At 52.9% G+C, this 18,497-nt stretch carries 15 protein-coding genes; 7 read left to right on the top strand and 8 right to left on the bottom strand.

Annotated elements, in window-relative coordinates:
- Positions 1-204: 204 nt before the first annotated feature.
- The 3 genes from JL719_RS17580 to JL719_RS17570 form a co-directional block, all read right to left on the bottom strand.
- The gene (locus JL719_RS17580) at positions 205-1,368 is read right to left on the bottom strand and encodes a response regulator (RefSeq protein ID WP_033155564.1); all 1,164 of its coding nucleotides are present in this window, start codon (positions 1,366-1,368) and stop codon (positions 205-207) included.
- Positions 1,361-5,434 (bottom strand): response regulator, encoded by a 4,074-nt coding sequence (locus JL719_RS17575; protein ID WP_051669671.1) that lies wholly within the window; start codon positions 5,432-5,434, stop codon positions 1,361-1,363. Before JL719_RS17575 ends, JL719_RS17580 begins: the two co-directional genes overlap by 8 nt.
- Before the next feature lie 241 nt (positions 5,435-5,675).
- A complete protein-coding gene (locus JL719_RS17570) occupies positions 5,676-6,221 on the bottom strand; it encodes a DUF1415 domain-containing protein (protein WP_033155563.1) in 546 nt (181 codons plus the stop codon).
- Positions 6,222-6,235: 14 nt separating this feature from the next.
- Between JL719_RS17570 and JL719_RS17565 the strand changes: the two genes are divergently transcribed.
- The gene (locus JL719_RS17565; protein WP_033155562.1) at positions 6,236-7,057 is read left to right on the top strand and encodes a thermonuclease family protein; all 822 of its coding nucleotides are present in this window, start codon (positions 6,236-6,238) and stop codon (positions 7,055-7,057) included.
- Positions 7,058-7,075: 18 nt separating this feature from the next.
- Here JL719_RS17565 and JL719_RS17560 read toward each other — a convergent pair whose 3' ends face one another.
- The 4 genes from JL719_RS17560 to JL719_RS17545 form a co-directional block, all read right to left on the bottom strand.
- Positions 7,076-7,387: a hypothetical protein gene (locus JL719_RS17560; protein WP_051669669.1), complete on the bottom strand. Its 312-nt coding sequence runs from the start codon at positions 7,385-7,387 to the stop codon at positions 7,076-7,078.
- A 342-nt stretch (positions 7,388-7,729) separates the two neighbouring features.
- Positions 7,730-7,924: a hypothetical protein gene (locus JL719_RS17555; RefSeq protein WP_165385980.1), complete on the bottom strand. Its 195-nt coding sequence runs from the start codon at positions 7,922-7,924 to the stop codon at positions 7,730-7,732.
- A gap of 206 nt (positions 7,925-8,130) precedes the next feature.
- Positions 8,131-8,739 (bottom strand): response regulator transcription factor, encoded by a 609-nt coding sequence (locus tag JL719_RS17550; protein ID WP_033155561.1) that lies wholly within the window; start codon positions 8,737-8,739, stop codon positions 8,131-8,133.
- Positions 8,736-12,236 carry a PAS domain S-box protein gene (locus JL719_RS17545; protein ID WP_051669668.1) on the bottom strand — a complete coding sequence of 1,167 codons (3,501 nt, stop codon included), beginning with the start codon at positions 12,234-12,236 and terminating at the stop codon, positions 8,736-8,738. Before JL719_RS17545 ends, JL719_RS17550 begins: the two co-directional genes overlap by 4 nt.
- A 505-nt stretch (positions 12,237-12,741) precedes the next feature.
- Here JL719_RS17545 and JL719_RS17540 point away from each other — a divergent pair.
- From JL719_RS17540 to JL719_RS17530, 3 genes are all read left to right on the top strand, one after another.
- A complete protein-coding gene (locus JL719_RS17540) occupies positions 12,742-13,551 on the top strand; it encodes a Crp/Fnr family transcriptional regulator (RefSeq protein WP_033155560.1) in 810 nt (269 codons plus the stop codon).
- 88 nt (positions 13,552-13,639) lie between these two features.
- A complete protein-coding gene (locus JL719_RS17535; RefSeq protein ID WP_084153213.1) occupies positions 13,640-15,508 on the top strand; it encodes a diguanylate cyclase domain-containing protein in 1,869 nt (622 codons plus the stop codon).
- Between the two features lie 209 nt (positions 15,509-15,717).
- Entirely contained in the window at positions 15,718-16,227 is a 510-nt protein-coding gene (locus tag JL719_RS17530) for a hypothetical protein (RefSeq protein WP_033155559.1), read from the top strand.
- A 190-nt stretch (positions 16,228-16,417) separates the two neighbouring features.
- On the opposite strand, the gene JL719_RS17525 is transcribed toward JL719_RS17530, so the two are convergent.
- Positions 16,418-16,921 (bottom strand): YkgJ family cysteine cluster protein, encoded by a 504-nt coding sequence (locus tag JL719_RS17525; protein WP_033155558.1) that lies wholly within the window; start codon positions 16,919-16,921, stop codon positions 16,418-16,420.
- A 171-nt stretch (positions 16,922-17,092) separates the two neighbouring features.
- Here JL719_RS17525 and JL719_RS17520 point away from each other — a divergent pair, with 171 nt between their 5' ends.
- The 3 genes from JL719_RS17520 to JL719_RS17510 all read left to right on the top strand — a co-directional run bounded on the left by JL719_RS17520 (position 17,093) and on the right by JL719_RS17510 (position 18,477).
- Positions 17,093-17,278: a hypothetical protein gene (locus JL719_RS17520; protein WP_033155557.1), complete on the top strand. Its 186-nt coding sequence runs from the start codon at positions 17,093-17,095 to the stop codon at positions 17,276-17,278.
- Positions 17,279-17,378: 100 nt separating this feature from the next.
- Complete coding sequence (locus JL719_RS17515; protein ID WP_033155556.1) at positions 17,379-17,768, top strand: glycine zipper family protein; 390 nt, start codon at positions 17,379-17,381, stop codon at positions 17,766-17,768.
- Between the two features lie 151 nt (positions 17,769-17,919).
- Positions 17,920-18,477, top strand: coding sequence for a hypothetical protein (locus JL719_RS17510; protein ID WP_033155555.1), 558 nt, complete (start codon positions 17,920-17,922; stop codon positions 18,475-18,477).
- Positions 18,478-18,497: the final 20 nt, after the last annotated feature.

Genomic DNA, 18,497 nt, shown 5'->3' with positions numbered 1-18,497 from the left:
TTAATACCCTGCGGGCACCAAGGCTTAGCGGGGTTTTAGGTCTGAATGAGTCAGACTGTCCATCTGCGCGGTTTTCCATATAGCCAATCCGTTTTTGTCCGCGGATAGGGGATGAAAGCAAGCTATTTGATGCACGTTGGCATTAATCGGGTTTTTCCATCCAGGTTGTTTGTTGTGCCGGCAAGATGAACTTTGCTAGGTCTTTCAGGATTTAGCTGATAGCGAATGCGCTTTGGTTTCCATGGCAGGCTTGGCGTCGCCGACATCCCTGTAGCGCTGAGCGGTTTCATCGAATGCCTCGGCGATAGCCAAAAAGGCATCGGCGACATCCGGATCGAAGTGCGTTCCCCGGCCTTTAGCGATCAGCCGCACCGCTTCTTCGTGGGGATACGCTTCTTTATAAACCCGTTTGCTGATCAGAGCGTCGTAAACGTCGGCGACTGCCATCAAACGGGCGCTCAGCGGGATTTGCTCTCCGGAAAGCCCTTGCGGATAACCGGCGCCATCCCATCTTTCATGGTGGCAATAAGCGATCTCTACCGCGTAATTTAAAAATGACCAGTCGCTGTCGCCAAAATCCCGCGCCGCCGACAAGATGGCAGACCTTCCCTCCGCGCAGTGCGTTTTCATAATCGTCCATTCATCCGGCGATAGTTTTCCCGGCTTAAGCAGTATCGCATCGGGAATGGCAACCTTGCCGATGTCGTGCAGAGGCGCGGATTTAAACAACAGTTCGATGGCGCCATCGGTGAGACTATAGCGAGCATTGGTGCGCAACCGTTCGGCCAACAGCTGCACGTATCGTTGGGTACGGCGTATATGGTTGCCGGTCTCGTTGTCCCTGACCTCTGCCAAGGCACAAAAAGCGGCGATGATGGAGCTTTGCGCGGCGATCAGCTGCCGATCTTTGCGGAACAACTCTGCCGTGCGCTCGGCCACCAATTGCTCAAGATTGTCGTTATGCTGTTTCAGCTCGCGCCTGGTGGTGGCCAGGGCCAGATGATTACGGACCCGGGCCAACACCACCGGCGCGGATGCCGGTTTGTGAATAAAATCCTCGGCGCCCAGTGACAGACCACACTCCTCGTCCACGGCGCTATCCAAGCTGGTCAGAAAAATCACCGGAATATCGCGAGTCGCGAGGTTCGCTTTAAGTTGCTTACAAACCTCGAAGCCGTCGATGCCCGGCATGACGACATCCAGTAATATCAGGTCCGGCGCGTCGCGGCCGATCAGCGCCAAAGCCTCGGAGCCATCGCTGGCAAATCGGGTGCTGTATCCCTTGCCCAAGATGTTGCTCAACACCTCGATGTTATTTAAGGAGTCGTCTACGATCAGTATTTTCGGTCGTTTATCTTGGCTATTCATGGTCTGTCCAGCTATTGCGCTCTAAGAGTTTCTCTAATGCAATCAATGCTGCATCGTAGCGCAATTCTTGTGTCGCTTGCGCAATTTCCGCAAATTCCAAGGCGAGTTCATGATCGCCTATCTTGTGGGCAAGATCGGTGACCGAATACCGGGCATCCAGATTCTTAGTTTTCAATTGGCGAAGCAATTTCTGTAGGTCGGGCAGCAGATTGGCATGTTTAAACAGTTTTTCTGAATTAACCGATAAGGCAAGCCGCCTATCGTCAGCATCTTCTAACGACTGACTCAATAACAGGAGGGCCGCCTCGCATTCCTGTGCAAGTAGTTCCGTTTGCGCCGTCAAATTCCTCTCCTCTCCGCCTTTGAACATCCGGCACAGTCGGTCGGCCGAGGCTTGAAGCGCGCCGAGGCCTAAATTGCCGGCCTCGCCTTTCAGGCTGTGAGCGAGTAAAAACAGTTGCTCCGAATCGCCATCGGCAAGCCGTTGGCGCAATAGCGTTGCAGCGTTCCGATACTGCTCGGCAAACGCCAGCAATAGGCGCCGGTAAAGGGCGATGTTGCCTCCCAGCCGGGCCAAAGCCGCTTGCACCGCCACGCCTGGCAGATTGCTCTCGAGTTGGGCAATCGCCTTGGTATCCGGGCGAATGTCGGCAGCTTTTTCCTGCTGCGCCGTAGCGGGTTTGGGCTTGATCCACCTCGCCAGCGCATTGGCGAGTTCTTCCGGTTCGACCGGCTTGGCGATGTGGTCATTCATGCCGGCCGCTACGCAGGCCTCTTTATCTTGATTCATCGCCGCAGCAGTCATGGCAATGATGGGCAATTCCTTTAACGCCGGCAATTGGCGAATCTTGCGGGCGGCCTCCAGGCCATCCAGCACCGGCATATGCAGGTCCATCAACACCGCATCGAAATGGGATTTCTCCAGGCATGCCAAGGCCTCCAGGCCATTGTTGGCAGTCTTGACCGCCAAGCCGCCTTTAATCAGAAATTCCTGTGCCACCTGTTGATTGAGTTGATTATCCTCGACCAGCAAAATCCGCGCGCCGCGGATAGCTGCCAGCGTGGTTCGGGTGGCGTTGAATACTTCGGCGGCGGGAACAGGCTGGCTGGTTTCGTTTCGTTGCAGTTGAACCAGGGTGTTGAGCAGGTTGGAGGGTGTGACCGGCTTGGCGATGATCGCGTCCACTGGAATGTTGCCCGCCGACTTGGCCAGCGCCTCGCGCTCATAAGCCGTGATCATGATGGATATTGGCGGCCGGCTGTTATGTTCGTCATGGGCTATGGTCTCGGCTAGTTCCAGACCGTTCATGCCGGGCATTTTCCAATCCAATAACAACAGCTCAAAGGGTTTTCCGCATCGCTCCGCTTCGGCGAACAAGCGTAAACCTGTTTCGCCCGAATCAGCCGTCGCCACTTCGAATTGCCAACTTTCCAAAATCGAGCGCAGTATCGTCAGCGAGGTTTCCTGATCGTCGACCACCAGGGTGCGCATGGGGCATAAACCCTGCAAACGCCAGCCCGGTGTCTGCTCGCTGGACGAAATACCGGCCGGCAGGCCTAGTCTAACCGTAAAGGCAAAGGTACTGCCGGATTCGGGTTCGCTCTCCAGGGTGATTTCTCCCGCCATCAATTCCACCAGGCGTTTCGAGATCGTTAGCCCCAAGCCGGTGCCGCCGAATTTGCGGGTGATGCCGGCGTCGGCCTGCGCGAAAGGCTGAAACAGTTGGCCGGCTTGTTCGGCCGTGATGCCGATGCCGGTATCTCTTACCGCAAAACGCAGACGTATGGCATTGTCCGTTCTTTCCTGCGTCTCGACGCGAAGGTGGACTTCGCCTTGATGGGTGAATTTAATGGCGTTGCCGACCAGGTTGTTAATGATTTGGCTGAGGCGGAGCGGGTCGCCCTGCAACTGATCGGGCACATCCTGTGCTATATCGATGAACAGCTCTAGGCCTTTTTCATCGGCACGGATGGAGAACAAGTCTGCCGTCGCCCGCAGTATGTCTTCCAAGCTGAATTCGATGGCCTCAATGTCTATGCGCCCGGCTTCGATTTTTGAGTAATCGAGAATGTCATTCAGAATACCCAGCAAGGCTCGCGATGAATTCAATACCTTGCTGAGGTAATCGTGTTGCTTCCGGTTCAGCTCGGTATCCAGTGCCAGTTGCGTCAGGCCGATGATGGCGTTCATCGGGGTACGTATCTCGTGGCTCATGTTCGCTAAGAAATCGGATTTGGCCAGATTGGCACTTTCGGCTTGTTTCCTGGCGTCCAACAACTCCGTCGTGCGCTCGTTTACTAGGTGTTCGAGATGATTTTTGTAGTGCTCCAATTCGACTTCGTACCGTTTGCTGTCGGTGATGTCCATACGTATGCCCAGGATACGGCTAACCATGCCGTCTTCGCCGCGCTGCACGCAGAATGCTTTAACACTGATCCAGCGATAGCTGCCGTTGGCATGGCGCATCCTGGCTTCGTAACTGTAGGCATTGGCGCGTTTCGACAGTACGGCCGCAATTTTTTCGGCGATGCCGGCTCTGTCGTCGGGATGGAGGCGCTCCAGCCATTCGTTACGATCACCGGGGCCGGGTTTTGCTTGATAGCCTAGCATCGTGAAATAAATCGGTGACATCTCGAAACTGTCCTTTTTGACGTCCCAATCGAAAATGCCGATTTGCGCCACATCCATCGTCAAGCGCAGACGCTCTTCCGATGTTTTTAGCTGCTCTTCGACTTGCTTACGTTCGGTAATGTCAAGCGTAAAACCGTTGATCTGTCCGTTTTCTTCATCCAGATAAGCGGACATCGAGAACCATTTAGTTTGCCCGGTTACGAGCACCGCTTGCGCTTCAAAGCCGCGTACCTCTTTATTTGTCTGCAGCAACTGATAAAACAACTTCAATTGATCGAGATCGGCCCACAGCTTCTCGGCCGGCACATAATGTTGCAGAAAGGTATCGACGGAGTCGCAATCCAATTGGCGTGCCAAAGTGAGATTCAGAAAGCTAAACTGACCTGCAAAATTTCTCTGAAAAATGCCGACCGGTGCATTCTCGATAATGTAGCGGTAATTTCTTTCGTTGTTCTGCCATTTCAAACGGCTGTGCCGTGCAACCAAGGCTAACACTAACGAAGCAATCAAGATGACGAGTCCGGCCGTACGGTACCAGGCCAGATGTTTCCACCACTCGGCCAGATAATCCTGTTCGGCGATGGCGGCCAGCACGTACAAAGGATAATCGCCGACCCGTCGAAAACTATAGAGGCGTTTGACGCCATCGCCCGGGCCGGGCTGTAGATAGGAGCCGTGGGTCATACCCTGGGCGATGTATTGGTGCAGGGGGTGGTTAGGCATGGTTTTGCCTAGATTGGCTTCCAGATGCGGATGGCGAGCCCAAAGCCTCATCTGTTCGTCGCGGAGTAACACCGCGCCGTGTTCGCCAAGGTTCAACGTCGCGTAAAAACTTTCGAACGAACTCAATTGCACGATGACGTTAACGTATCCGGCAAAGCCGCCATCGGGAAAATCGATACGCCGGGTCAGGGAGCTATGCCAGATGCCCAGAGTACGTGATATTTCCGGCGGGGAAATGTGTAAGCCAGTCTGGCGATGATCCCTATGAAATTGAAAGCTTTCTTTGTCGGCGACATTGATGGCTGGCTGAGCATCGATAGAACTGTAGATACAATCGCCGTTGGTATTGAATATCTGGATTCCGCCGATCTCGATCACCGCCGCTTGCTGAATATCGTCGGCCTTTTCCTGCAGTAAGGCTTGCATAGCATGGTTTTCAACGGAGTTATCGAATTGGCTGCTGCGCATGTCCTCGGGTCGAATATGCCCCTGAATATCTTTCAGAATCAGATCGATTTTTTGTAGGGTGGCCAGCGCATGCCCCTCCAGAACCAGAGCGATATTTGCTGTTTCGATACGCGCGTGCTCCATGTGGTTATCGCGCTCTTGCTGCAGGCTCAAGCCCATCAGCGCCACAAATCCCAAGATACCGACCAAGCCAGCGGCGATTGCCAACCCAAATGCCGATATTCTTGGAAAACGTTGTTTCATGTGCCCACTCCCGGCTATAAATTATCACCTAAATTCGGCAATTGCTAAAAAGCCGAGGACTCAAAGTGAGCCGCTGAGATGGCCGCGCATAAACCGGCGCGAGTCGAGTTCCCTCGTGAACGGCTCTATGCAATCCTGACGTAACAACAATTCGAAAGACTTATTTTGCGCCGCCTTGCCATATCAGAACTCGGCTAATCTTGAAACGAGAAAACCGAACGCATACGGGTAAAGGTTTTCGCTACTGTTGGTAGCAGGCATTGACAATCGCCCGCAATTTTTCCAGACCCAATTCGCGGGTCAGCGCAATATTTCGGTCTGGAATACCCTCCGGGTCGGGATGGCTGGCGACGGCTTTTTCGATGCTGTCTTCGCGAATCAGATGCAGCATGGGGTAGGGGGAACGGTTGGTGTAATTGCTGGGGTCGTTTGTCGGCGTTTGCGCAAAGCAATAGTCCGGGTGAAAACTAGCCAATTGGTAGATGCCTTCGTAGCCTTGATCAATCAGCAATTGCTCGGCGATAGCCAGCAAATCCAGGAAATCTTCGAAGTCGGCAAACGCCTCATTAAATATCAGCAAGGTGGTTTCTGTATCGGGCTCGGAATCGAGATGCACGCACTCGGCAATGACCGCTTCCAGGCTATCCTCAATGCTGTTGCTCGACACGACCTGATAGCGAATACTGCCTTTCTCCTGCTCGCGGCGGGCAAACGGGCAAATATTGTATTCAATAACAAAAGTTTTTAGCCAAGCCTGCGTAGCGGCGATAATCTGTTGGTTAGTCATGGTGATCGAAAAAAATGAAGAAAAGCACTAAACACTGTCTCTGGCTGTTGGCGATATTGCCGGCTTTGCTATCTGCCGAAGTCTATCAATGGACCGATCCGCAAGGTCGTCGCCATTATGCCGACCATGGCAATGAAAACGCCAAAGTCTTAAGCATCGATCCCGGCGTCGCCTTTTATCGGGTAGAAAAGGTGTTCGATGGCGATACTATCTTACTAAGCGACGGCCAGAAAGTCCGTTTTTTGGGGATCAATACCCCGGAGGTTGCCGGCCGTAACAAGTCAGCGGAAGCCGGCGGCGAGCAGGCCAAGGCCTGGTTGAAGCAAAAGTTGGAGCATCAGAAGGTATTTCTGCAACGCGATGTGGAAAAACAGGACAAATATCAGCGCACTTTGGCCTACGTGTTTACCGAGGACAAGGAGCATATCAACCTGGAATTGGTAAAACGCGGATTGGCCACGGTTAACATTTTTCCGCCGAATTTCAAATATCTCGACAGCTTGTTGGCGGCTCAGCGCAGTGCCGAGCAAGCCAGGCTAGGGATTTGGGGTGAGCAGGCCTATGCGCCGCTGGCGGCGGAACTGCTCGACGAGAACAATTACCAGGGTTGGAAGCGCTTAACCGGACGCATCCGCGCGCTCAAAAATACAGCGAAACACAGCTACCTGCAATTCTCCGATGCGGTATCCATCAGTGTCGAGCCAATATCGGCCGGCTTGTTTCCGCCGCTGGAAACCTATGTAGGTAAGGATGTGGAAGTGCGGGGGTGGGTGAGGCGCTCGAAACAGCGTTTTGCCGTGCAGGTGCGGCATCCGGCGGACATCGTGTTGCGTTGATGCCGGCCGCCGGGCCGCTTACTCTTCTTCGGCGAATAACGCTTGGATCATTTGCTTTTCTTCGTCGTCGAGGATGTGCTCTGCGGAAAACCAGCGAGTGCGTTGAAACGGGATTTCCCGCTCCGCGTCGCGCAGTCCGGCGCGACGATCAATCTCGCGGCGCTCGGCCCGCCGGCGATCCAAAACCCGCCGGTCTTGTTTTGGCCACAGCACATATTGTTGCTGAACGAAAGCGATCCACTCCGCTGAGTTGAAGGCGAACGGATTAGTCCGGCGTTCTTGCTGACGGCGCGCCCCTCGGCGGCGTGCCGAATCATCGCTAGTCATCATAGTGGCTACCACTGACCTATGCCGCCGCATACACGCATGCTGTAGAGGACAACCGGCGAATTGATGTAAAAAAAATACGACCTAAATAACATTCGACCAAAATAATAAGCTTCTCAAGAAAATCTGAGTATCTAGGCAGGGATTTTAAATGTACCGGCCCAAATGCTCAATCAAACTTAGTTTTCGGATGTCATTTTACTGGACAAAGTTCCCGGTAACCGCGGAAGTTGATCAGTCATCACCAGCATTTGGATGGCGATCCAAAAATCCGGGAGACATTATTGGCTATGTCTTATTCGCCGGACAACGCAGGCCTGCAAGCGCTTTTTATTGTTTTGGCGGCTAGGGCGCTATGCGCCATTCGCACCTGGACAGCTCAGGGAACAATGTATTGATTAATAGCCGCGAATCGACCAAGCCTTTTTTCATCAGCGCAATCAATGTTTTATTAGTGGATCCAACCGGTACGACAGCCCATTCCTTAGGGCATTTATTCAGCAGATTTATTTGAGCAGTAGTCAGTTTTTCTCTAGCCATCGTTACACCTATTTTCGGATTTGGTATTGCTAACGGGTCTTGTATATGGGGTTTTACTTGACGCCGGCATACGGTAAGTCAAAAAACAGGATTTGTTAAATTAGTAATATTCATCAGCTCTATTAATAACGTGCATTTGGGGCTATCGGCCTTCCGCCGGCATAGAAACAAGGGTAGTGAAGGGCGGGGTAACGAGCTAGAGACACTCAAAGCCGGCAGGCCGCATAGATGCGGGCGAGTTCCAGCAGATTCGGCGCGCCGGTTTTCTCCATCACCTTGGCGCGGTGGATTTCAACAGTGCGGTGACTAATCCCCAAACGCCTGGCTATTTCTTTGTTGGTTAGACCAGCCACCACCATCCCCATAATCTCAAGTTCGCGTGACGTCAGCCCGCTTAGCCGATTACACTGCGCTTGCCCTTTTATGGACTGTGCGTGAGTGTTGACTTCAAGCTGTAGCGCGGCCTGTACCCTGTCGAGCAATAGTTCGGTGCTGACCGGTTTGGTCAGAAAATCAACAGCTCCCGCCTTCATCGCGCGCACTGTCATCGGTATGTCGCCATAGGCGGTCAGGAAAATAATGGGAAGGTGGATGTGGCGGCGGATAAGTTCGGCTTGCAACTCGTGACCATCCAGACCCGGCATGTTGACATCCAGCACTAGACAGCCTGGCTGCTCCGGAGAATAGCTTTCCAGAAAGCACTCGGCACTGGCAAATGTTTGATACGGGAGGCCCGCGGTTTCAAATACCAAACCCAAGCTGTCGCGGACTGCATCATCGTCGTCCACCACGAATACGCAGGGCTGAGTATTCATTTCGCAAACGGTAAGGTAAAGAACAGGCTAAGGCCGTCGCCGACATTCCGCTCCGCCCACAGTTGGCCGCCATGGGCTTGGATCAAGGCGCGGCTGATGGCCAAGCCCATTCCCAGTCCGGCGGGTTTAGTCGAGTAAAAGGGTTGAAACAGCATTTTCAGGGCAGTGGCGTCCGCCAAGCCTTTGCCGCTGTCACAAACACAGACTACCGCCATATCAGGATCGTCGGCGTATCGGCCGGTGGTAATGCGCAATACCTCAGATAGCTTACCGTGTTCTCGCATCGCTTCCAGACCATTAATGATCAGATTGACCAGCACCTTTTGAATTTGCAGCGCATTGACCGTGGTCTGCGGTAAGTCGGCGGCAAGGTCCAGTTCTATGTTTAAAGTGTCTAGGGTTTTGTCGTTTTTTATAAACGCGCAGGCTTCTGTCACGAGAAAGTTAATATCGACCCGTTCCCCGACGGCCTCGGTTTTATTCAAATGGCTAAATAATTGTCTGATGACTTCGCCGGCACGCTGAGCTTGTTGCACACAGGCTTCCAGTACGTGGTTGAGTTTCTGGGAATCCGGTTTTTCCGATTGGTAGAGGCGCAACGCCACGTCGGCATAAGAGGAAATAGCGGCCAGGGGTTGGTTTAATTCGTGGGCAATCGCCGCTATCGTCTGCGTCGCCAACGATACTCGAAATGACTGTTCCATCCGATTTCGGCGTTCGCTCAATTCCCGGGTCAGTTTATAGTCGGTGATGTCGAAATTGATGCCCAGCAATCGATAAGGCCGATTATTTTTATCATTCAATAAGCTGCCGCGCGAATGGATCCAGCGGTAGGAGCCATTCTTGTGGCGTAAGCGGAATTCCAGTTCGTAAGCGGATACATGCCCGGACAGGTAGTCTTTGGTGCTTGCCAGGACCCATGCCCGATCATCCGGATGCAATCGAGATTCCCATTCCTCCCAGCGGTTTTGCATCTCATGGTCGTCAAAACCGATTTGCCGTTTCCATTCCGGCGAGAGAAATAAGGTTTGCGAGACCAAATCCCAGTCCCAATAACCGGCATTCACTTCGTCGATGATCAGTGCCAGGCGGGTCTCGGTATGCCGCAATTCCGCGTGGGTGCGTTTCAGTTCGGTAATGTCTACATGGGTAATAATCATGCCCTGGAAACCTTGGGTAATGCGTTTGGCATGCATCATAAACCAAAGCTCACCCAGCGCGGTTCGACAGGGATATTCCATCATAAATTCCTGTTGATGGCCCGCTATCAGGCTTTCAAGGCCGGTCAAAGCCTTCTGTGCGTCCCGGTCGCCTGCCGCCGACGAGCGGCGGCAAACTTCAAGGTAGTTGGCGCCCTCCGACAATTGACTGGACGAACCGCCGTTCTCGATAGCAAAGCAATCCCAGGGCGCGTTGACCGTCGTCACCAAGCCGCTATTATCCAGTACTGCCACATGTGCGGGCAGCGAATTCAGAACGCAGCGTACGAAAGCCTCGTTACGGCGCAGGGCGTCATCAGCGACTTTCAGCGGAGTAATGTCCAAAAATGCGCCAACGGCCCCGCGCGGCTGCCCTTTATTGTCCAGCAAGGGCGATGCATTGGACACCACGGTAATCACTTTGCCGTCCGGGCGGACTATATCCAGCGTCTCGTCGCTCACCACTTCTCCCCGGCAAGCACGCTGAATCGGCAGATCTTCAGCGGCCAGCGGATAGCCGTTTTGCAATACTGTGATGGCCGGCGGGGTTGGGCTCGATAGTGAAAGTTCCGAGGTGGGGGGCACGCCCAGCATCTGCTCATTCGCCCGATTTCCGCGGATATGTTGTCCGCTATTGTCATTGGCGATGGCGAGTCCAATGGGTACCGTGTTGTAAATAACCTGCATTTCCTCCAGACGGCGTTCCAAGCGTTGGTTCAATAGGGCAATTTTCTGCTCGGACAGTTTGCGCTCTTCGATGTCGATCACATGCACCACAATACCTTTCAACCTGCCGACTTCATCGGCATTGGGAATATAGGTCGCATGCACCCAGCGGGGTTTGCCGTTGCCATAAGGAATTTGCTGGTCAAAACTAACCGGCTCGCCCGCCAAAGCCCGCTCCAGATACGGGCGGACTATGTCCCAGGCCGCGCCACCCAGAATTTCCGGCACGGTGCGGCCGATAACCTGTTCCGGAGAGATGCCGAACCAGTGTTCATATGTCGCATTGACCCGTACATAGCGAAAATCGACATCCAAATAGGCGATCAGCGCCGGCGTGGCATCCATGATCAGTTGCAGTTCCCTATCCTGGTCGCGATAGACCGATTCAGCCTGTTTTCGCGCGGTAATATCTTGGAGATAGCCATGCCACAAAATGCTGCCGCCCTGTTCCCGCATCGGCATGGAATGACCTTCTATCCAGATTTCGCCTTTACTAGGGTGTTGGTAGCGAAAGGTGTCGCGCCAAGGCGTCAGGCTGCGCGCCGATTCGCTGATGGTTTCGTTGATCAGTTTGATGTCGTCGGGATGCACCCTGGCAAATACCGGACTAAAGTCCTCGGCCACTGCTTCGGGAGGCAGTCCGTACAAAGATTCAAGCGCCTGACTGGCATAAGGCATGCTGGCTGAGCCATCCGCAGCCAAACGAAAAGAACAAATAACGCCGGGTACGGAAGCCGCCACTTTGGACAGCTGATCCTGTAAATGATGTTCGGCTGGTAGTGGGCTGCGTCCGTCTGCATCGCGCAGGACAAGGGAATACAAGGTTTGCTGGTTAGTGTCTATCTCGGAAATGATGGCTTCCATTAGAAATTCTTCGCCGTTAGCGCGCAAACCGGTCACTGTGCGAAGTTCTTTAGACTGATGATCGCTATCGCCTTCTGGCTTTGGCGCTGAATAAATGGCCGGAAAACCAGCCGGAATAAAGTGTTCGATCACGTTGCCAATGGCTTGATCCGCGCGGCAGCCGAACAGCTTGCCGGCTGCGGGATTGCATAATACGACACGGTGTTTTGCGTCGATGCAGACAATGGCATCCCGCGCGGCTTGTATAAGTGCCGCGCACAGCGCCGGGCTTTGCTCCTGCACAGATGATTCTGTTTGTGTTTGTCGAGTGAGGTCGGTGAGGGTAATGTGCAGTTCCGGCTGGTCGGCGAGACCGGTGAGCATCAGGCAGTCGAGTCTGGCAGGAAATGCAGCGTTATCGTCACGCAGCATTGGCAATTCGCAAGGCTGAATTTCGCTACGTTGCTGAATCTGCGATAAATGCCGTTGCCAAAAGTCGCGGCTTTGATCGGCAATCAAGCTTGAAAAATGACGGCCAATTAAGTGTTGACGCTCACCACCCAATAAGGCGGCGGCCGCAAAGTTGATGGTAGATATTCGCTGGTCCGGGCTGAGTGTGAGGCAGGCGTGCGGGGCGAAATCGTAAAGATGCTGGAAGCGGTCTCGCGCCTGAATCAGCGATTGATTTTGGGTTTCTAATTCAAGCAGTCGTACTTGCAGCTCATGCAAAATTTTCTCCGGAGCATCCAGGGAACAGTTGGTTTTGCTTGAGTTTGGGTGTCTGTTCTGAGCTTTTTGTCGAACAGTATTGTCAGGGTGTGCAGACTTACAGCGCTCGTCAGTCATGAGACATCTTCTATTTTGGACAGAATTTAGACCGCTTCAGGCATTCTTTCGATGGTTGTAACACAAGCCCTGTTATACGGATGTGGCTAGCCGAGAAGCCCTGTTTCGGCAACAGCGGGAGTTGGCAACCGGGTCTTACCCGGGCATAAGCCGAAATAGCCGGCCTTAGTTTGTGAAAAGCTATGCCTAGAGTTGGCTTCTTACCCCAGTTCGCGCGGAAGTATGCTGGCGAAAAATTAGCTCTGTCAATCTTATCTTCAATCTAAGTAGCAGTACGTATTTTTAGCGGATAGCGGCTGTGATAAAACGCGCTATATTGGTATGGCTTTACCGTTTCAGCAATATGAATACTTGATGCACCCCTCGCCAAACAATCCGGAAATAACTGATGAGTGAATTGGACCATCCAAGACAAAACCAGCTTCTCGCTATGCTGCCTGAACCCGAGTATGCCCGTGTTTCAAGTTTACTGGAACGGGTTGAAATGGAGTGTGGCGACGCGCTTTGTGAACCGGATGAGTCTTTGCGTTATGTCTACTTCCCCGTCACCGGCGTGATAGCGGAGCTTTACTTTACTGAGAATGGAGCCTCCCGCGAACTGGCTTTGATTGGCAACGAAGGCATGCTGGGTATATCGCTGTTCATGGGCGGTGAATCCATACCGTATCAAGCCTTGGTAGTGATGCCGGGCTACGCCTATCGTTTGCGCAGGAGTCTGGTTGATGAGGAAATTGGGCGGATAGGCGGACAGCACAGTGGGCTGCAAGGTGTGTTACTCCGCTATACCCAGGCACTACTGACGCATATGACGCAAATAGCGGCTTGCAAGCGGCATCATTCCATTGAACAACAATTCTCGCGTTGGCTGTTGATGATCCTGGACCGGCAGAGCGGGAGCGAGATAGCAATAACGCAGCAATCCATCGCCAGTCTGTTGGGCGTGCGCCGCGAAGGCATCACCGAGGTTGCCGGGAAATTACAGCAAGCCGGGGTAATTCGGTATTGCCGTGGTCAAATCAGCGTGCTGGAGCGCGCCGGCCTGGAAGCGCAAAGTTGCGAGTGTTATCCGATCATCAAAAACGAGTTTGCTCGGCTGCTTGCTGTCAGTGCCAATCCGTCGCCGCTGTCCAAACCTATTACCGCCATTACCACTTATGGACATGCCAAAGATCTCAGGAGACGCTACGCATTTGGCTGATCAAGTCTACCGGCGCTGAAATATCGCCCCGTGGTTTTATCTGGTCAGTCCGGCTATTGAAACCCAGTCACCGATAGGGGGCGATTTTATGAACACTGCATCAGCCAAAGCCCATAGCTGCTCACTTGTTATAGACCACGATCCAGCCAGCCGGATGGCGAACAAACACTCTCTGGCGGCGTTTCGGGATCATGATGCGGCGTTTTGCGAGGGAGAACCCAGTCATCACGGTCTTAAACTCGCCGAAGACCGCCAGCCCGAACAAGTGCGCGGGAATTGGCAATCACCGGATATGCTAGATGCCGGCTACATCGCCAATCAAGTGGAAACGGTCAAACAGGCTAATGTCTCCATCCTGATGCCGATAGAATCCGATGATGCGGCCTTTGTCACGGTCCAATCTAACAACTGCGCCAGCAACGCGGACGCCGCATCGCCCACTGAAGTCAGCCGAGAGTTGCAGGGACAGCACCTGCTGGCGGAGAAAACCGAAACCCTGGCGCAATTGCGTGAGGCGGAAGCTAAGTACCGGGCCTTGGTGGAACAAATGCCGGTGATCACTTATGTCACATCGTTGGAAACGCCGGTAAAGCTGTTATATGTCAGTCCGCAAATTGCTCAATTGGGCTTGCCCGAGCAAGATTGGCTTGATGACCCGCAAGGCATACTGAAGCGGGTGCACCCGGACGATCTGGCAGTGGCGGTAGAGGCCTATGCCTATACTTATAAACATCATGCGCCGCTGCGGTGCGAATACCGATTACGTAAACAGGATGGAAGCCATCGCTGGTTTCTCGACGAAGCCAATGTAGTGCGGAATGAAGCCGGCGAAAGTTTGTTTTTGCAAGGTGTCTTGATTGATATTACCAAAGACAAAGAAACCGAACAGGAGCTGAGCTATTACCGGCAACGTTTGGAGGAGTTGGTGTTTAGGCGTACGGAACAACTGGAAAAACAATGCGCCATCCTCAAGTCTGCCAATGCCAGTCTTGACACCACTTTGGTGAAGCTCAAACACGCCAATACCGAGGCGCGCAACAGCGAGAGGCGCTTTCGCTTACTGCTGGATTCGGCCGGCGAAGGAATTGTCGGTCTTGATGTGGATGGCCGTTGCAGCTTCGTTAACCGGGCCGCGTTGCAGGTTTTGGGTTACGCCGAGATAGACGTGCTGGGACAGGACATCGTTGCCATGATAGCCGGGGATTTGATCTTAGCGCTGGAAGCGCTCAAGTTGCCTGATATGGCCCGCGACATCATCGCTCAGCGGAGTACCGCTAATTTTAAACGCAAGGATGGCCGGTCATTTCCGGTCGAATATTCGTTTTATCCGGTCGCGTTGGATGGATTTGTCGATAGCTTGGTGCTGGTGTTTTGGGATATGTCGGCATCTCAAACCAAACGGCAGAGTTTGGCCTATCAGGCCAGCCACGACCCCTTGACCGGGCTGGTTAATCGGACAGCTTTTGAACAACGGGTGGCAAGGGTATTGGCTAGCGCCCGCCCCGGCTATTTTCACCATGCGCTTTGTTATCTCGATCTGGATCATTTTAAGCAGGTCAACGATACCTGTGGACAAGCGGCAGGGGATGAATTACTGCGCAGAATCAGTACCGTTTTGTCCTCCAAACTGCGGCAACGCGACACGCTGGCCCGATTGGGCGGCGACGAGTTTGCGTTGTTGCTGGAACACACCACACTTGATCAAGCGCGCAATATCGCCCATGAACTATGCAATAGCCTGCGCAATTTCAAATTTAACTGGGGTGATGCTGAATTTACCGTGAGCGCCAGCATTGGAGTGGCTGCGGTGACGTGTACCGTTCGGGATGTCGGGGAGTTTTTAAGTAACGCCGATAGCGCTTGCTACAGAGCCAAGGAAAAAGGCCGGAACCAGGTACATGTGTTTTTACCTGATAACGTCGAGCGCCTCGATCAATTCCTGCAATGGAAAGCTTGAGGATTTTGCTAAAACGCATTTTGTGTATGAAGAACGGAGCCAGCGAATCACTGAGTGGCAAATCCGGCTCTATTGATTACCGGCATCCCGCTCCCGCTATGTTTATCTGGGCCAATTAGGGATCTTCTCCAACGGGTCCGAACGGTATTAATCGACCGGATAAAAAATTCAGTGTTCAGGATGAATGTCAATCTACTCGGAGTATCGCCATGAAACACTACCTATTGATAACACTGGGTATTTTACAATGCCTGATCGTCGTGCAAGCTATTGAGCATGCGCCTGCCAAACCCATCAATCAAGAACAGTTACAGACAATAGTGCCGTACGCGGTGCAGGGGACGGTACAAACCTTTACCAAAACGGTGCACGGCGGTGTCCAGCATGTGGTGATCAAATCCGCGGACAATGCCTCGCAAATCAAATTAATTCAGGGGCATTTGCAAAAAAGGGCGGAACAATACCAGGCGGGCAATTATGCGGCGACGGAACGTTTGCATGGTGCGGAAATGCCGGGGCTGGCGCAGTTAAAAAAGGCAAAAGTCGATGATATTAAAGTTCAATATCAAGCTTTGGATAACGGCGGACAGATTCATTTTTCTACCGAATACCCCCAATTCGTTCAGGCCCTGCATGAATGGTTCGATGCCCAAGCCGAGGACCACGGCAATCCAGGCATACCTGATCACGATAGCCATCATTCGCCGGCTGCTGAATGATGGCGGAGGCGCGTCTGTTCCGGGCAATCCCAGGCGCGCTATAGGGCTTACTGAGTCGGCTCGGTTCGTTGAGCGGTATGAGTCGCGGAGCCTCCGCTCTGCGGACTGGCGACTGCTACTCTTTGAGCGGCGTGTTAGGTCTTTTTATTATCAAAAACAAACCTCTGCGTGTCGGGGCTATAGCCTCGATTCAATCAGCATCCCGCTGCCAATCCGCAAACCACTCCGGCAATTCGCGCGACTCGCCTAGCGCAAGTAACCGATGATCAATGCCGTCATGGTTGCCCCACACCACTTCGCTCAGCGCGCCATCACTTACGCGCGCTTCGATGTCTTTACAGTACAGCCCCTGATCGCGCTGAACATAAAAACCGTAAGTTCGGCAAGCGATAGGGCGGTGTGCATAGACCAGGCAAGCGCCATTGGCTTTGTCCAGCAGCGGGCAGATGACCGGGCGCGCTATTTGGCCGGCCAGAGCGGCTATCTCCCCACCGATTTTCCGAAATTGCTCCGGCGGTAAGGCCATCAGGCCTTGTTGCAGACAATGCCATTCATTCGCGGTGATCTTGGGTACTGCGGCAAGCCTGCGGCAACAGCCGTCGCAACCCTGGCGGCATAGCCAATCGGGTTGGTTGTCGCGGATGATTTTTACCCGCGTGTCGATATCTGCATGGAGTTGGGTGAGGGTTTTCATTGGAACATACTGCCTGTTTAAGCGGGTTTTGCAAAGCCTGTCCGAACATGACGCCGATTCGTGTGTGCTGAGCAGCCGGCGGCGTTTTAACCGGATTCTAATCAAAGCTTAAGTAGATTTTAAGTCGCCAAACTTAGAATTTTTCGCAAGTGAACAACTGACGGAGTGAATATGCGCGACTCGAATACTGCTATAAATCAACAGCTTGGCGAAAAACACATCGGCGGCGGCATCTATGTTGCCATTGACGGTCTTTTAAAACACTGCATCACCGCGCCCCTACTCGAGCTGCCGATAGATTTTAAGGAATGGTACATACCCATAGGCAGCAATATCTCGCAACTTTATCCACTCTAATGCGTGCCGGAGCAATCCTCCGCAGCACCAGTCACTCAATATTTCAAACAGCAATGATGAGATTTTAGCTAACAATTTAAACATGCCTTTTGGAGGAAAAATGACACAAAAATATTTCGGCAGTATGTTGCTACTTGCCACATTAACCAGCGGCTGCGCATCCATGAGTGGCTGGCATCCGATCATCGATCCGCGCTTGGACCAACAGCCGCAAACCACGCAACGCGATATGGTGGAGTGTAAGTCGCTAGCGGAACAAGCTTCGGATATTACCAAGGAAATCGGCATGGGCGCCGGTGTCGGCGCGGTTACCGGTGCCGCGGGCGGCGCGGCAGTCGGTGCGATAGCCGGCAGCGCCGCCACCGGCGCAGCCGGTGGTGCAATATTGGCTATCCCCGCGGGGTTGTGGGAAGGCTATAAAGCGAACGAAAGCTTTAAACGGGCATTTAAAACCTGCATGCGTCAACGCGGCCATACCCTGGTTAACTGAAGAAAATTTCTGAAAATGCCTGATTTTCACCATGGAAGGCGAGGATATTTAAAGGCCGGTTCAATGGGCCATATACTATAAATATCCTTTATCAGGCATGGGCTTGATAATATATCGCCTGGATATTTATCGAACTTAGTTAGAACCGACGATGCGTGAATTAACCGACCGAGAGCTGTATCAGGCCCTGCAATACGCCAAAAGCCAGGATGAAAATGCCGGCCGCAGCATACTTCAGCAATTCCAAACCGAGCAGAGCGCGTTGGCGCAAACGATTTTTGGCGTGTTTTCGGCTTTGATTGCCGACAAGGATAAAGATTTGGCAAATCTGTTCATGGATCTTTGTTTCGATGTGATTTGTGTATTCGGGCATGCCTTCGGCGATTTGCCGGACCAAAGGGTATTGAACATGGAATGGTTACAGAATACGGCCGCCTTACTCGATGCGGAGTTGCAGGCATTCATGCCTGGCAACAAGATGGATACGAAGTTTCGCGACAAATTTCAGAATCGATTTACCGAGCGCCTGACCGAGAGCGATTCGCAAGCCGGCTTGGTTAAATTCATGGATGATGCCATCAGCGCCTATGTTGCCGACAGCCCGGCGGATCCTGATGCGGTTCGTACTGCCAGAACCATGATTTATGTCGTTATTCAGCTATTTGGCGCGATGTACGATCAGGCTGAACGCCAAGCGACGGCTTCATGATTCCGGAGATTTAGAAAAAT

Source organism: Methylomonas sp. LW13 (assembly GCF_016865255.1).
Taxonomy (GTDB): Bacteria; Pseudomonadota; Gammaproteobacteria; order Methylococcales; family Methylomonadaceae; genus Methylomonas.
Note: the sequence above shows the minus strand (reverse complement) of the source record. Positions and strands in the feature narration are given on the sequence as shown.

Bases quoted from the DNA above. Each gene is read 5' to 3' on its own strand.
- JL719_RS17560 (WP_051669669.1), bottom strand. From the start codon at position 7,387: ATGATGACTAGCGATGATTCGGCACGCCGCCGAGGGGCGCGCCGTCAG.
- JL719_RS17550 (WP_033155561.1), bottom strand. From the start codon at position 8,739: ATGAATACTCAGCCCTGCGTATTCGTGGTGGACGACGATGATGCAGTC.
- JL719_RS17580 (WP_033155564.1), bottom strand. From the start codon at position 1,368: ATGAATAGCCAAGATAAACGACCGAAAATACTGATCGTAGACGACTCC.
- JL719_RS17570 (WP_033155563.1), bottom strand. From the start codon at position 6,221: ATGACTAACCAACAGATTATCGCCGCTACGCAGGCTTGGCTAAAAACT.
- JL719_RS17575 (WP_051669671.1), bottom strand. From the start codon at position 5,434: ATGAAACAACGTTTTCCAAGAATATCGGCATTTGGGTTGGCAATCGCC.
- JL719_RS17510 (WP_033155555.1), top strand. From the start codon at position 17,920: ATGCGTGAATTAACCGACCGAGAGCTGTATCAGGCCCTGCAATACGCC.
- JL719_RS17540 (WP_033155560.1), top strand. From the start codon at position 12,742: ATGAGTGAATTGGACCATCCAAGACAAAACCAGCTTCTCGCTATGCTG.
- JL719_RS17555 (WP_165385980.1), bottom strand. From the start codon at position 7,924: ATGGCTAGAGAAAAACTGACTACTGCTCAAATAAATCTGCTGAATAAA.
- JL719_RS17525 (WP_033155558.1), bottom strand. From the start codon at position 16,921: ATGAAAACCCTCACCCAACTCCATGCAGATATCGACACGCGGGTAAAA.
- JL719_RS17515 (WP_033155556.1), top strand. From the start codon at position 17,379: ATGACACAAAAATATTTCGGCAGTATGTTGCTACTTGCCACATTAACC.
- JL719_RS17530 (WP_033155559.1), top strand. From the start codon at position 15,718: ATGAAACACTACCTATTGATAACACTGGGTATTTTACAATGCCTGATC.
- JL719_RS17535 (WP_084153213.1), top strand. From the start codon at position 13,640: ATGAACACTGCATCAGCCAAAGCCCATAGCTGCTCACTTGTTATAGAC.
- JL719_RS17520 (WP_033155557.1), top strand. From the start codon at position 17,093: ATGCGCGACTCGAATACTGCTATAAATCAACAGCTTGGCGAAAAACAC.
- JL719_RS17565 (WP_033155562.1), top strand. From the start codon at position 6,236: ATGAAGAAAAGCACTAAACACTGTCTCTGGCTGTTGGCGATATTGCCG.